Here is a 13,736-nt window from a genome sequence, read left to right as displayed (position 1 = left end):
AATCGAAGTAGCGCGATTACTACCCGGCAACGCGCAAGAGCAATAAGAGCTTCATCAGCGCCAAGGGCCTGGCCAAAACCAAGGCTGTCACCCGTGGCAAGAAGGGCAACGGCGTTTGGGCGCTTTCCAGGAACAAAGCAAAATCCCTAGCTGCAGCTACTAAGGACGGCAAGGCGCCAGTTGGACCCGAAATCAGTGGAGGAGGCAAGAAGGGTACATGTGGCACTTCCACCCCAACAAGCGGACCCCTGACATTCATCTCTTCTACGGAAGCTCGACCTGGGAAAGAACTTGCACGAAGCATTGGTGCCGCCAGCTACTGTTGGCGGCACCAATAGTGCTTGAATTGGGGAACTATGACTGACTACCAAGAACTCTTGCAGGCTGCTCGTGCACACTACGGGGTTGGCGCTGCTCCACGCGTGTCGGAAGCTGCAGCACTTCTCACCTCGTTGGGTGGCAAGACCTTCGACTACTCCAGGTTCGCCGGCAACCTCATCGATGAATATGTAGACTCGGCACGTGTAGTTGCAGCCTACGATATTTCCGACCCAGAGCTCCTTGCTTCCCGGTCTTTGCCGGTTGAACGCGAAATGATGGAATGGCCTCCCGAAGAAGATGAAGACAGCTACGACGTTGTGTTCACTAAGGATGAAGAGCTGTGGAACGTCATTCAGAACGAGCTCGGTGGGATGAGGCGAGCAATTGTCTTGCTTGAGCATGCTGAAGGGGATGCAGGCGCTGTAGGCAACTTCCGTGTAGCTGGATTCGCACAGTGGCTAAGGGAGACGCTCTGGGCTGCTACCGGTGTCGTTCCGCGAGATCCAGGCTGGCCGGATGAGAGTGCCACTCTGTATGAGAAGGCTTTTGCGATGCAGGGACGGCCAGGTTGCGAACCAGACCCAATCGATTGACGAGTATTGTCGGGTCAATCCGAGACGCTTTCCAAGCTGCTTGCATCACCAGCCACGCTTTCGGCAAGGGGTGCATGGCGTTGTATGGAGTACGGAATGCGTTATATAAAGTCCAGTAGAAGTCGAAAACGCTTGGATCCGCGAAGCTACACGGATCCAAGCGTTTTTCATGAGATTTCGGGCTGGGTTACGGCTTAGCTCATTGTGCCTCGGCCTCGGACTCGGCGGCTGCGGCTTCAGCGGCCTTCTCCTGGTGGATCACTTCGGCCAAGAGCTTTTCCATTTCCTTGGCGACACCTGCGGCGGAAGCTGGGTTCTGTCCGGTGACCAGGCGTTCGGAGACTTGTACATTCTCTTCGAAGTTATCGGCGGCGATATGCGTGGCGCCTTGCTCGGTGAGCTTGTCGGCCAGGAAGAACGGAATGATCTTGTCCTTGCCTACGGCCACTTCTTCATCGTTGGTGAATGCTGCAACGGTTTTGCCACTTAAGAGTTTCAAACCATGATGCAGCTCGACATCGAGCAGACCGGCCGGGCCGTGGCAGACTGCACCGACAACGCCGCCCTTGTTGTAGATAGCGCCGACCAGCTTTTGCAGGCCCTCATTATTGGGGAAGTCCCACATGGTGCCGTGGCCTCCCACGAGGTACACGGCGTCGTACTGTTCGGGGTCGACGACTTCAACCCTGGCGGTGTTGTACAAGCCGGCACGGGTCGTTTCGTCCTGGGTGAACTGGACCTGGACCGGGTCGTCCTGGTCCACTGTGTCGCGCGGGGGTTGTCCGCCTTTAATGGAAGCGAAGTCGACGAAGTGCCCGGAATCCCGGAACACCTTCCATGGATGTGCGGCCTCGGCGACGTTGTATCCGGTAGGTTCCTTGTCATTACCGATTTCGGAAACGCTGGTCAGGACCATGAGGATTTTCTTCAAGGTGTGCTCCTTTCGCATTCGTCCTTCCACCCTTGTACAACAGGAAGGCTGTCGCAAGGGCGATGCGCAAGTTGCCAGTTTGCTTTCCGGAATCGTGCTCCGGAGGGAGAACAAATGGGACGTGGTTCCTGTTTCTAGCCCCGGAGCGAGTTTGGCGTGCGTTGCCAACTAAGCATGCGCTTAAAGCCAACGTCCTTGGGGCGGACTTTGCGAGAATGAATGCACCGGCCGGGATATGCCGTGCATCACTTCTTGAACCTTGGAGAGCCATCCCGGATTGGTATCTTTCGAAAGGATTGCACTCGTGAACACCGCCCCTAGCCTTCTCTTGGTCAACGGCACCATCCATACGCTGGATCCGCATGAACGCATAGTCAATGCGATGGCCGTCCGCGCAGGAAAGATTGTCGCGCTCGGAGAGGATGCGCTGGCGCTGCGTGGGCCGGAAATGGAAATTATCGATCTGGACGGGGCCACGATCATGCCCGGGCTGATGGACGTGCACAATCATCACATGCTTGCCGGGCAGATGGACCTGTTCGAGCTCAACGTTCCGCCAACTCTCAACCTGGACGAGTTCCTGGAGGCAGTCGCGGTCTGGTCGGATAAGCTGGCTGCGGACCAGTGGGTCATCGGTGGCAGCTGGGGTTCGGGCCTGTTGAGTGAGATCAATACGTCCCAGGCACTGGCGCGGCTGGATCAGGCCACCGGCGGCCGGCCGGCCTTGCTCAAGGATGATGCTAAGCACAACCGATGGGTGAACAGCCGTGCCTTGGAGCTTGCGGGCATCACCGGCGCGACCCCTCACCCCGAAGGCGGGGAAATCATGCGGGATGCCGAAGGCCGAGCCACCGGCGTGCTGCTGGAAGCCGGCGGGGTCATTGTCGAACAGGTCCGCGAATCAATGAGCCCCACGCCGACTTGGCAGTTGGCCGAAGCGGCATCGCGGGGCATGGAAATACTGCATTCTTACGGCATCACCGGTTTCCAGGATGCTGCCGCCTCCTTGCAACTCATGCAGGCCCTGAAAGAACTCGATGAATCCGGGAATCTGCACGCCTGGGTGGTTTCCAGCATGCAGGCCAATGACTTCATTTTCGGGACCCATCCGCTGGGCGAGGGGATCATTGCCGAGCGCGAGCAAACCAGGTCAACTCATCACCGCCCGGATTTCATCAAGATCTTCCTTGATGGCGTTCCGCCGGCAGGGACCGGAGCCTTCATCGAACCGTATCTGGAGGGTGCGGGATTCCCTGAATGCCATTGCGGCAACACCACAATGCCTCCAGAAGAACTCGCGGACTGGCTGATGAGCACGGCGCGGCGGGGCATTTCCGCGAAGATCCACTGCACCGGCGATGCTTCGGTGCGCCTGGTCCTGGACACAGTCCAGAAGGTGCGCGAGGCAGGTCTGGGCGAGCCGAAATACCATATCGCCCACGGCCAGTTCATTCACCCGGATGACCTGCCGCGCTTTGCAGAACTGGGAGTCACCGCCGATATCTCGCCGTCATTGTGGTTCCCCGGGGTGATTACCGAAGCCATGAAACTCGTCCTTCCCGCCGACCGGGCATCCAAGATGCACCCGAACAAGACCTTGCTGGCCACCGGGGCGCTAGTTGCCGGCGGCTCGGACTGGCCGGTGAGCGTTTCCCCGAACGCCTGGGAGGGAATCTACGGTCTGGTCACCCGCAAGGATCCTACCGGAGCTTTCCCCGGAACGCTCTGGGAGGAAGAAGCCGTGACCTTGGCGGATGCCTTGCGCATCTACACGATCAATTGCGCCAAAGCGATGGGACTGGATGACCTGACCGGGTCGCTGGAAATCGGTAAGTCCGCTGACTTCATCATGCTCTCGGCAGACCCGTTTGAGGTGCAACTCGAAGAGCTGCCGCAGATCACTGCACAGCAGACCTGGTTCAACGGGCAAAAGGTCTACGACCGACTCGGATCCTCGAGCGTGCCGGTGCGCTAATCGCCTGCCCAGCACGTTGTTCTCAGCCGGCCAGGGTATCGGCCGGAGCATCCATTATTTACCCGCGGCAACTCGCCGCTGTCTCGAAGGAAAGCCATGGACTCGATACTGGCTGGCGCGCGCACAAAAACAGGCGGCGACCGCGGAACCTACATCTACATCGGTGCCTACAGCGCGGTGCTGTACATGGTGCTGCTGACCGCACCGGTGATCGCCTCCAAGCTGGTGGCGCAATTCGGCCTGACGGCCACCCAAGTAGGCGGGCTGCTGTCCATGGAGCTCGGGGCCTTCAGCTTGGCGACTATCCCCGCCTATCTGTGGCTCAAGCGCGTCAACCTCGTGACGGCAACTCGTGTCTTCACGCTGGTTGCCGTGGCCGGAAATGTGGTTTCGGGCTTTGCGGACAACTACGCGCTCTTGGCGGTGTGCCGCATTGTGACGTCCCTGGCTGCTGGCTCGATCACCGTGGTGATCCTGAGCTTGAGCGGCAGGAGCGCGAACCCAGGACGGGCCTATGGGTTATTCGTTGCGGCCCAGCTGGTCATGGGCGCCGTGATTCTGGCGCTCTTCCCGGTGCTCTTCGCGGATTCCGCGGTGTCTGCGATCTACTGGACCATGGCTGGGCTAGCCCTGTGCTGCATGGCGGTTGCGCACCGCATCGATGGCAACGTGCTGTTGGGAAGCGCCGCTGACCCGGCTGCCGATAGTGCCAACTACGGGCACCGGCCGGCCCCGAGATCCAAGGCGTTTCTGGCCCTGGCGGCGGTAATGCTTTTCTACGTAGCGTTGAGCGGGGTGTGGTCGTTCATGGGGCAATTCGCGGCGGCCGCGCAGATCAATTTGGGTACGACGAGCCTGATTCTCGCTGTTGCGACAGTCCCGGGAATTGCTTCCTCCTTGCTGGCCACATTCCTGGGCGACCATCCGCGCCGCCCGCTGTTCCTCATTCTCGGTTATCTGGCGATGCTGCTGTCCATCGGCTTGCTGTTCGGGTTGAGCGGAGCCGTGCAGTTCGCGGCCGCGGCGATCATCTTCAAATTCTCCTGGACCTTCATCCTGCCCTACTTGCTGTCCACGGTCTCCGACCTGGACTCCAGCGGCCACCTGATGAATTCCACGAACTTGATGATCGGCACCGGGTTCGCGCTTGGACCAGTTCTGGGCGGCATGCTCATCGAGGCTGCCAGCGGCTTTGGGGTGCGTCTCGTCGCCTGCAGTGTCGGAGTGCTGCTGTCCATGACCTGCGTGGTTCTCGTCCAGGGCCGCAATCAGCACGGCCTGCCCCAGCGCGTCGCTCCAATGGGAATTCCTGAATAGCAGTGCACGGTCCACCACCGGCACATGCCAACCAGTGGAAAACAACGACTTTCCAGGACCTGCGCCGCTGGTAAAGGTGCCGAGGCATCTTCAGGGACCACAACGATTCGCCCAGAGCGCCATGAAGCCCCAGCCGGTGTCCTCGATCCTGTAAGGTTCACGGACACCCGCTGGGGCCCAGGCGCGCTTTTCCGACTGGCGAGGCGCTAGACTGCCAGCTTGCGGCGGATGAATCCGGACGCTTGGTCAACGACGATGATCAGAATCAGCACGATGATGATGTGCGTAAGCATCGTATCGAACTGGAACGACTTGATCGCCTGGTTGATGAGCAAGCCGATGCCGCCAGCACCGACCAGGCCCAGGACCAGTGACGAACGGACGTTGACGTCGAAGCGGTACAAGAGCAAGCCAACGAACTGCGGGATCACCAGCGGCAGTGCGCCATGGGTAAGCTGCTGAACCCGTGATGCGCCGGTGGTGGACAGCGCTTCCTGCGGGCCCTGATCGGTTTCTTCCAGGGACTCGGCCCAGAGCTTTCCCATCACTCCCGTGTTGTGGCAGATCAGCGCCAGCACACCTGCGAAGGGACCCAAGCCCACGGCGGTGACGAAGATGAGCGCAAAGACGATATCCGGTACCGCGCGGAAGAAGGACAAGATGCTGCGTGCTGCTTGGTAGGCCAGCGGATGCGGCGTCGTGGTGCGGCATGCGAGCACAGCGAGCACCAAGGCCGTAGGAATGGAGAAGGTCGTGCCCAGCAAGCCGATCCACAAGGTGACCAGCGTTGCCTCCAAGCCAGGAAGTATGACTTTGTCCCAGCTCAGATCCGGCGGAAATGCGTCGCTGATGAATCGTGCCATCCCGCGCCAGCCATCCACGAGCAACGCCGGATCAAAATCAGTTCCCGCGATGGCCAGAAGGTGAAGGACGGCAATCACTGCAACTGCGGTAATCCAAAGGGTACGCCGGGCGGCCTTGTGCGGGTCCCTGGGCAGTGCTGGGGCGGATTTTCCAGCGATCATTTGCGAAGTGCTTTCCACTGCCTGCTCCTTGATGCGAGTCCGGGTATGGAGGCTCATGCTGCAATCCTCTCGGGAGAGTAGAGAACGTCCAAGAAGTCGTCGCCGAGATTCTGGACCGGACCGTTGAAGGCGATACGTCCATGCAGCAACCCGATCGCCCGGTCTGCGTAGCGTTGTGCAAGCTCTGGCTGGTGCAGAACCGCGGCGACTGCAAGGTTTTCGTCGTGCGCCAAGGTAGCGAGCAATTCCATGATGTTCTCGGCGGCATGCGGGTCCAGAGCAGAAACCGGCTCATCGGCAAGCAGCACCGACGCGCGCTGGCACAGGGCCCTGGCGACGGCTACGCGCTGCTGCTGTCCGCCAGAAAGGCGCCCGACCTTGTCCAGGGCGCGGTCGGCCATGCCAACCCGGTCCAGGCAGGCCATTGCTTCTTCCCGCAGTTCGCGGGAGAAGAAAGCGGGGGAGAATGAGGCCAAGCCGGTGACACGGGCCAGGGCGCCTGCGCAGACATTGTCCAGTGCTGTGCGGCGGGGCACCAGATGGATCTTCTGGAACACCATGGCTGCCCGGGATCGCGCACGGGCTAGATCGCGGCCATGGAGATCGGCCAGGTGGATGCCATCCAATTCGATGCTTCCCGAATCCGGCGTGGCCAATCCCGCGACGCACTTGAGGGTGGTGGATTTTCCGGAGCCGTTGGCACCCAGAAAGGCCACGAGCTCGCCGCGGTTGACGGTGAAATCGACATCATCAAGCACGCGGCGCTGGTTGAAGGACTTGGCCAGGGACTTCACCGAGAGGGCCGGACGGGCCAATTGCGTGGTGTCCATGGTTAGATATCGTCCTCGGTGAGGCCCATTTCGGAAGCCAGGTCGAACAGCGGGCCGTAGGTTTCCTTGGTGACTTCCAGCAATGGGCCCGGAGGGGTCACATCCAGGAAAGCTCCTACCTGGGCGATATCTTCCTCCGGCAGGTTCAGCAGCGCGTGCTTAACGGCTTTCTTCAATTCCGGGTCGGCATCGGCGCTGATGGTGATCGGGTCATTCGGGATGGGTTCCGAGGTCCAGATCTGGCGGTAGTCTTCCGGGTTGAAGGTACCTTCTTCTTCGGCAACCGCCTGGGTCTGCGAGTTGAGCTGGGCGGCGTCGACAGTTCCGTTGGCCAAGGCCAGCAGTGATTCAGGATGCCCTCCTGCGTAGTTCAAGTTGACTTCGGACTCGGCAATGCCGGCAGTCTTCAGCGCGTAGCGCGGCAGGACATCTCCGGAGGTTGAGCCCACGCCGCCAAGTGCGAAGTCCTTTCCGCGCAGGTCTTCGAGGGTCTTGATTTCTGAATCCTTCGCAACCCAGATGCCACCGGTGTAGGTGCTGAGCTCGCCTTGGGCGGTCCCGAAGGACACGAGCGGTTCAGCGCCGGCCTGCTGGCTGGCGAACACGTATCCCACGGGACCGAACTGGCCAAGATCCAGTTTTCCATTGCGCATTGCCAGTACCTCTGCGGCGTAGTCCTCGACAACTTGGACCTCGACTTCGCATCCGAGCTCGCGCTCCAATGCGTCGGCGAGCACGCCGTACGCCGGTTCGAGCTTGGCTGGTGCTTCGTAGGGCTCGATGCCGAAATTGATGGGCCCATCGGCGCAGAACGCGGGGGCAGCGGAGTCGGCCTGCTCATCCGCCTGGGCGGACCCGCAAGCGGTGAGGGCCAGCAGGCCCAGCGAGACGGCAGAGAATTTAAATGCCTGAGAGATCTTCATGGTTTGCTCCAATGCGTGGTGTAGCTAAGCTAGGCGGTGATCGACGAAGCCATGGCCGGCTTGGCGAGGTTTTTGATGTTCTTGTCGGCCAGGCCGAAGGACAGGGTCATTCCGACTCCGGCGGTCACGGAGACGATGGTAATGGCGTCGGCGGCATTGCGGATGAGCAAGGGGCCGATAGCGCTGGAGGCATAGATTCCTTGCCAGCGTTCAATGACTTTCAGCTCGGTGCCACTCATGTAGCCCCCGATGGCCGAGAGCAATGTTTGCGAGGTCGCTTCCTTGAGGAAGGGAGCTTGGGTTGCGGCGTAGCTGTGCGAATCTCCCATGAGCAGGGTGCCGTCGGGCCTTTGGGTGAACATGACATTCGCCTGGATATCCAGCAGCTCCGGGTGCTCGGCGAGAACTTCAGCCTGCAGGGCCTTGGCTGCTGGCACTTCGGTGAAGGCCTCGTAGCGCAGCATGGAGGTGGCGGTGAGGACGGCCGGCTTCAATTCCAGGTCTTCGGAAGCTTCTGCGCGGAGCATCTGCAGCGCGCACCGGGTGATCTGGTGCTCCTGCGCGATCTGCGGGAAGAGGTAGTCCACGTCGTGGCCGACGCAAACGAAAACCTGGTCGGCTTCGAAGGCGCCGCGATTAGTTTGCACGCTGGCCCGGCGATGCCGGCCGGCACCGAATCCCAAGGCGCTGGTGCTGAACTGGACGCTGCCAGCAACATGGGCGTTGACCCACTGGGCCAGCTTGGCCACCGTGGTGCGCGGGTCGACGCGCAGGTCATCACGCAGGAACGCGCCGCCGAGGAATCCTTCGGTGCTTTCGCGTCCGAGCTGTTCTGCGATGTCCTGCGCGTTGAGCATCTCGACCTGCCCGGTTTCGCGGCGTGCGGACAGTTCGCGCAGGACCTGCAATTCCGTTTCTGTCGAGGCCACCACGACAGCTCCCGATTCAACGGCCCAGAAGCCAGCGCGTTCAGCGTAGTCAAGCCACAAGGGACGTCCTGACTGCGCCAGGTCGTAGAGTTCGCCGGACTGCGCGGTGATGCAGCAGTGGCCGAAGTTGCGGACCGATGCGCCGATGGCCTCATGGTCACGTTCAATGACGATTACCGAGAGGCCGGCGTCCAGGGCTCGAGCGGCATGGGCCAGGCCGACAATGCCGGCGCCGATCACCAGCACATCTGCGTGGTTGGCGACTGGCCGGGTCTGTGGGAAATTTTTTTCGTTGCTCACGACAGTGATCATCCATGCCCGGGATGAGCGGATTCAACCCGAAATGGCACTTGTTTGAACAAGTTTGCCTAGAGTTCAGAATGGGGTCCGTCTATTCACTTTCAGTTCACTGGAATGTCTTGTGATTCGCTGATTTCACAATAAAACCACTTGTATGATCAAGAGGTGATGGAGAACAAGAAGCAACCCAAGTACCAAGCCCTCACCACCTGGTTGCGGCAGGAAATAGCGGCTGGCACATGGCACGAAGGAGATGTCCTGCCCAGCGAGGCAGAACTCTGTGCCCGCGCCAATGCCTCGCGTGGCACGGTCCGGCATGCGCTCGCCCAGTTGCGTTCGGAGGGCCTCATTGCGGGGGGACAAGGCAAGCCGCCAATCGTGGCGCAACAGGTGCAATCCCAATCGTTTACCACCTTCATGTCCTTTACTGATTGGGCGCGCTCCATCGGATTGGAGGCTGGACAGGAAACGCGGGAATTGGCGCAGCGCCCGGCCGATGCCCTCGTGGCCGAGCAGCTCGAACTCGAAGAAGGTGCCAAGGTGGTGCAGATCCTGCGCCTGCGCTTGCTCGATGGGAGCCCGGCGATGCTGGAGCGGACTAGCTTTACCCAAGAAGTCGGTCGGCTGCTCTTCGAATTCGATGCGGATGACGGTTCGATTTTCGAGTACCTGCGGGAGCAAGGCGTAGACCTCTACCGAGGCAAGCACACCATCGACGCGGTGGCGGCCGATGAACTGGACGCGCAGCTGCTGGGTGTCCGGCTCGGCGCCCCGCTCCTGCGCGAACGGCGCGTGACTTCCGCCAAATCGGGGCAGAAACTTGAGTACTCCGATGATCGGTATTTGCCGGATCTGGCCAACTTCACCATTGAAAACACCAGCGAGCATCGCGCCTCATTGAGCCGTGTGCGAAGCATTGCTGTCTGAACAGGAAAACACGATGAAACGAGAAGACATGTTTGAACTCATTGCCTGCGATATGGCTGGAACGACCATTGACGAACATGCCGATGTGTACCGGGCTCTGGAGAATGCGGTGTGCGAATTCGGTGTTGAGGTCAAGGAGGAGGATCTGCAGCATTGGATGGGCGCCGAGAAGAAGGAAGCGATCAAAGCGCTGATTGAACTTGGCGGCGGTACTGCCAGCGATGAACAGGTGCAGGTGCAGTTTGACCGTTTCCGCCATTTGCTGCTGGGGTATTACCAGGAGAATCCGCCCGTCGCATTGCCAGGTGTCGTGCAAGCGCTGGAACGCTTGTCTGCCAGCGGCAAGAAGATCGCATTGACAACGGGGTTCTCGCGCGATGTTGCCGATATCATCCTCGATGGCTTGGAGTGGAAGGTCGGTCCTGGCGAACTTCTCGACGCAGTGGTTGCCGGCGATGAAGCAGCAGCGGGACGCCCTGCGCCGTACATGATTCATCGAGCGATGGAGCTGACGGGAATTCGCGATGTAGCCAAGGTTGTTGCCGCAGGCGACACCGCCAACGACCTGCTGGCCGCGCATCACGCGGGAGTGCATGGGATCGGTGTGCTGACCGGGAAGCTGGGCCGCGAAGAGCTGGACCGGTTCCCGCATGCCGCCATCCTCGAATCCGTGGCGGAGCTGCCGGATTATCTCGAGGCGATCGAGCCCGCGGCCGTGTAGTTCGACCCGAGTAATTTTGCAATGCGGAAGATATGTTTCGTTTCGGATTGGGATGCGGGATATGCTGAGCTCTAGTTGGAACATCCCATTGAGATGAAAGAGAGTCGTCATGAGCAAGACTGTTCTTCAGCGCCACCTGTTCGGACCGGGTCCATGCAACCCGTATCCCGAGGCAACGGCAGCGCTCGGCCTTCCGCTGCTGGGCCATCTGGATCCGGAGTTCATTGCACGCATGGATCGCGTTGCTGATGGTTTGCGTACTCTCTGGGGAACCGGAAACTCCCGTACCTTGCCTTTGAGCGCCACGGGCTCAGCTGGCATGGAAGCCGCGTTCGTCAACACCATCAACCCAGGCGACGTAGCGGTCATCGCGATCAACGGCTTATTCGGCGAGCGCATGTGCGAAGTTGCTGCGCGCGCTGGCGCTGAAGTAGTCCGCGTCGAGCATGAATACGGCACGCCGATCGATGCCGAACGCGTTGCCGCGGCGCACCCGAACCCAACCGTCATTGCCGGCGTGCATGCTGAAACCAGTACCGGAGTTGTTTCCGATATAGCCGCGCTGGGCGCAATCAAGGGCGATGCACTGCTGATCACCGATGCAGTGACCTCCATTGGCGGCATGCCGGTGCTGGCTGATGAATGGGGGATTGACGTTGGCTATGCCGGCACGCAGAAATGCCTCGGCGTGGCTCCGGGATTGGCACCATTTACCATTTCAGACCGTGCTTTCGAGCGCCGCGTCCAGAAGCCCCAATCCTGGTATCTGGATCTAGGCTTGCTCGGCGGCTACGCCACAGGTTCCACCGGGGGCCAACGCACCTACCACCACACCGCACCGGTCTCGATGGTCGCATCGCTGGAAGCCGGCATCGACCGCATCCTGGCTGAGGGCCTGGACGCGGTCACCGCCCGCCATCAGGAAGCGGGAGGCTTGCTGCAAGATGGCTTGCAGGAAATGGGCCTGGAGCTATTCGCCCAGGAGGGGTACCGCCTGCCGCAGCTGACGACGGTCTACGTTCCTGAAGGCGTTGATTCGGCGAAGGTCCGTGGATACCTGCTCGACCGCTTCAATATTGAAATCGGCGGCGGTGTCGGCAAGTACGCGAGCACCGTATGGCGCGTCGGCATGATGGGCCCCAACGCTAATCCGGGTTCGGTGGCGCTGCTGCTGGCTGCGCTGAAGGAAGCGATCGACAAGGCCTAAGCCCGTGAGGGCCGTGGCCTACTGAGCGCAAAGCATGGCGGGGCCAACCAGGAGATGGAATGGTCCCGCTTTTTGCCGTGGCCCTTGGGCTAGCCCAGCTGGTCTTGTGAATGCGCAAAGTGCAGCTGCACCGAATCGTCACCGGTCGAAAGCCTGGCGTAGCCGCCAATCGGCAAGGTGAACATCGGGGAAGTGTGGCCGAAATCGAGGTTGGCCACAACCGGGATGCGCTGCAGGATCGGGTGCTTTGCGATGACTTGCTCCAGCAGGCTACGGGTGATGCCGGATTGCCGCTGGAAACGCCCAATGGCCAGCCCGGTCAGGCCAGCGGCGCTAGGGGACTGCAGGAAAGAGGCGAGCTTCCGGGCGATTTCGTGGATGTCTTCGGAGGAGTCTTCCTCGATGAAGAGCATCGCCCCGTGCAAGGATGGCATGAATTCGCCGCCCTGCAACAAATGTAGCGTGCCCAGATTCCCTCCAATCACCGTGCCCGTGGCCGCTCCTTGATTCAGGATCCACGGTCCGCCGGATGCCTGGACGGACCTGTTGTCTTGATCCATGAACCACAAATCGTCGGTGAATTCGCTGGCGTGCTCGATGGTCCACGCGTGCTCGTGGGTTGCGGTCCGGAACCACTGTCCGGTTGGTTCAAAATGATCACGCATGCCGAAGCTGGACCAATGCGCGCCGACATAGGTAACGAGGCCGGTCTTGGCATGCACGGCGTTTGCCAGCGCGGTGAAATCCGAATAGCCGCAGAAGACCTTGGGATTGGCGGCAATAAGATCCCAATCGAGGTAGGGGAGCAGCTCGTTTGAATTGAAGCCGCCAATGACCGAGATGATTCCGGCGACAGAAGGATCGGCAAATGCGGCGTGCAGATCGGCCACGCGCGACGGGATCGGCGAGCTGTCGAAGTCATCGTTCTCGTCTACGTGATCTCCGAATTCCTGCTTGAGCCCCATGGCCTCGAAGCGTTCAGTGATCCACTTCGTATTGTCGAATTCCATCACGAAGGCGCGGGAGCACGATGGCGCAATGGCCCTGATGGTGTCTCCGGATTGCAATCGGGCTGGGACGATGGTCGGCTTCTCATGGCTTGTCATGCAATCAGTCTAGGGTCTGGCTTGGCAGGGGATAATAACCCGCACGCAGTCGCAGGCGACTAGTTGGCGAAATTTTCGCAACAAATGAAGATATTCCGCTCCAGCTACTGGGAGAATACTGCGAAATTCGATAACGTGGGCGGGACAGCGCAATTTCTCTAAAGAAAGAAGCAAATAAGGTGAAGTCCCTCTTCGACTTGGAATTCAAACAATTCATCACGCCATCGATCATCAAGATCGTTTACATCCTGATCATGGTCCTGTTGGCGATCGGCTACCTCGGAATCGTGATTTCCGGGTTCATGGCTGATGCAATGCTCGGCTTCCTCATGCTCCTGATCGTGGGTCCTTTGGTGTCCCTAGTCTATTTGGTACTGGTCCGTGCAGGACTCGAATCCTTGCTGGCACAGATCCGCACTGCGGAGAACACCACTGAACTCGTTCGTCTGGCCGGTGGCATCCCGCCGGCAGAAGGCGGCTACCGCCCGCACCCGGGTAATCCTCCTGCTCCCCAGCAGCCGCAGGATCCAACCGCCAATGGCGGCGGCACTCCGCCAGCCAACCCTTACCAGAAGTAAGTCCAACGGCCGATGGCCCGCACCAGTGGTGCGGGCCATCGGCCGTTGTTGTG

Annotated in this window: 13 protein-coding genes; 7 read left to right on the top strand and 6 right to left on the bottom strand. The window is 60.3% G+C overall.

All coding sequences use genetic code 11. The features are described 5' to 3' along the window. Positions 1-356 precede the first annotated feature (356 nt). Entirely contained in the window at positions 357-914 is a 558-nt protein-coding gene (locus ACP3TE_RS02155) for a hypothetical protein (RefSeq protein WP_105658233.1), read from the top strand. Between the two features lie 199 nt (positions 915-1,113). On the opposite strand, the gene ACP3TE_RS02150 is transcribed toward ACP3TE_RS02155, so the two are convergent. Beyond that, positions 1,114-1,845, bottom strand: a complete 732-nt coding sequence (locus ACP3TE_RS02150) for a type 1 glutamine amidotransferase domain-containing protein (RefSeq protein ID WP_133832988.1) — start codon at positions 1,843-1,845, stop codon at positions 1,114-1,116. A gap of 304 nt (positions 1,846-2,149) precedes the next feature. On the opposite strand from ACP3TE_RS02150, the gene ACP3TE_RS02145 reads away from it, so the two are divergent. Then, entirely contained in the window at positions 2,150-3,820 is a 1,671-nt protein-coding gene (locus ACP3TE_RS02145; protein ID WP_426735085.1) for an amidohydrolase, read from the top strand. A 96-nt stretch (positions 3,821-3,916) separates the two neighbouring features. Further along, positions 3,917-5,137: an MFS transporter gene (locus ACP3TE_RS02140; protein WP_426735084.1), complete on the top strand. Its 1,221-nt coding sequence runs from the start codon at positions 3,917-3,919 to the stop codon at positions 5,135-5,137. Between the two features lie 206 nt (positions 5,138-5,343). Here ACP3TE_RS02140 and phnE read toward each other — a convergent pair whose 3' ends face one another. From phnE to ACP3TE_RS02120, 4 genes are read right to left on the bottom strand one after another with little or no spacing between them, the layout of a single operon-like run. After that, complete coding sequence (phnE, locus tag ACP3TE_RS02135) at positions 5,344-6,219, bottom strand: phosphonate ABC transporter, permease protein PhnE (protein ID WP_286134288.1); 876 nt, start codon at positions 6,217-6,219, stop codon at positions 5,344-5,346. Beyond that, positions 6,216-6,992, bottom strand: coding sequence for a phosphonate ABC transporter ATP-binding protein (locus tag ACP3TE_RS02130; protein ID WP_426735081.1), 777 nt, complete (start codon positions 6,990-6,992; stop codon positions 6,216-6,218). The genes phnE and ACP3TE_RS02130 overlap by 4 nt, the downstream gene beginning before the upstream one ends. A gap of 2 nt (positions 6,993-6,994) precedes the next feature. Next, a complete protein-coding gene (locus ACP3TE_RS02125; protein ID WP_105658230.1) occupies positions 6,995-7,915 on the bottom strand; it encodes a phosphate/phosphite/phosphonate ABC transporter substrate-binding protein in 921 nt (306 codons plus the stop codon). Positions 7,916-7,944: 29 nt separating this feature from the next. Then, positions 7,945-9,144: a TIGR03364 family FAD-dependent oxidoreductase gene (locus tag ACP3TE_RS02120; protein WP_426735079.1), complete on the bottom strand. Its 1,200-nt coding sequence runs from the start codon at positions 9,142-9,144 to the stop codon at positions 7,945-7,947. 168 nt (positions 9,145-9,312) lie between these two features. Here ACP3TE_RS02120 and ACP3TE_RS02115 point away from each other — a divergent pair, with 168 nt between their 5' ends. The 3 genes from ACP3TE_RS02115 to ACP3TE_RS02105 all read left to right on the top strand — a co-directional run bounded on the left by ACP3TE_RS02115 (position 9,313) and on the right by ACP3TE_RS02105 (position 11,999). Further along, on the top strand, positions 9,313-10,071 hold the full coding sequence (locus tag ACP3TE_RS02115) for a GntR family transcriptional regulator (protein WP_105661922.1): 759 nt from the start codon (positions 9,313-9,315) through the stop codon (positions 10,069-10,071). A 13-nt stretch (positions 10,072-10,084) separates the two neighbouring features. Continuing rightward, complete coding sequence (locus ACP3TE_RS02110) at positions 10,085-10,792, top strand: phosphonatase-like hydrolase (RefSeq protein ID WP_426735077.1); 708 nt, start codon at positions 10,085-10,087, stop codon at positions 10,790-10,792. Between the two features lie 109 nt (positions 10,793-10,901). After that, a complete protein-coding gene (locus tag ACP3TE_RS02105) occupies positions 10,902-11,999 on the top strand; it encodes a pyridoxal-phosphate-dependent aminotransferase family protein (protein ID WP_332730822.1) in 1,098 nt (365 codons plus the stop codon). Between the two features lie 89 nt (positions 12,000-12,088). Here the strand turns inward: ACP3TE_RS02105 and ACP3TE_RS02100 are convergent, their stop codons facing one another. Further along, positions 12,089-13,105, bottom strand: coding sequence for a S66 family peptidase (locus ACP3TE_RS02100; protein ID WP_402741688.1), 1,017 nt, complete (start codon positions 13,103-13,105; stop codon positions 12,089-12,091). Between the two features lie 179 nt (positions 13,106-13,284). Between ACP3TE_RS02100 and ACP3TE_RS02095 the strand changes: the two genes are divergently transcribed. Continuing rightward, positions 13,285-13,683 (top strand): DUF4282 domain-containing protein, encoded by a 399-nt coding sequence (locus ACP3TE_RS02095; RefSeq protein ID WP_105661845.1) that lies wholly within the window; start codon positions 13,285-13,287, stop codon positions 13,681-13,683. Positions 13,684-13,736: the final 53 nt, after the last annotated feature.

The sequence above is a fragment of the Glutamicibacter sp. 2E12 genome (assembly GCF_050030965.1).
Lineage (GTDB): Bacteria > Actinomycetota > Actinomycetes > Actinomycetales > Micrococcaceae > Glutamicibacter.
This window is presented reverse-complemented; position numbering and strand designations above follow the sequence as displayed.

What these genes read in the sequence shown, in the direction of transcription:
- ACP3TE_RS02155 (WP_105658233.1), top strand. Translation starts at nt 357, where the DNA reads ATGACTGACTACCAAGAACTCTTGCAGGCTGCTCGTGCACACTACGGG.
- ACP3TE_RS02140 (WP_426735084.1), top strand. Translation starts at nt 3,917, where the DNA reads ATGGACTCGATACTGGCTGGCGCGCGCACAAAAACAGGCGGCGACCGC.
- phnE (WP_286134288.1), bottom strand. Translation starts at nt 6,219, where the DNA reads ATGAGCCTCCATACCCGGACTCGCATCAAGGAGCAGGCAGTGGAAAGC.
- ACP3TE_RS02130 (WP_426735081.1), bottom strand. Translation starts at nt 6,992, where the DNA reads ATGGACACCACGCAATTGGCCCGTCCGGCCCTCTCGGTGAAGTCCCTG.
- ACP3TE_RS02125 (WP_105658230.1), bottom strand. Translation starts at nt 7,915, where the DNA reads ATGAAGATCTCTCAGGCATTTAAATTCTCTGCCGTCTCGCTGGGCCTG.
- ACP3TE_RS02115 (WP_105661922.1), top strand. Translation starts at nt 9,313, where the DNA reads ATGGAGAACAAGAAGCAACCCAAGTACCAAGCCCTCACCACCTGGTTG.
- ACP3TE_RS02110 (WP_426735077.1), top strand. Translation starts at nt 10,085, where the DNA reads ATGAAACGAGAAGACATGTTTGAACTCATTGCCTGCGATATGGCTGGA.
- ACP3TE_RS02105 (WP_332730822.1), top strand. Translation starts at nt 10,902, where the DNA reads ATGAGCAAGACTGTTCTTCAGCGCCACCTGTTCGGACCGGGTCCATGC.
- ACP3TE_RS02100 (WP_402741688.1), bottom strand. Translation starts at nt 13,105, where the DNA reads ATGACAAGCCATGAGAAGCCGACCATCGTCCCAGCCCGATTGCAATCC.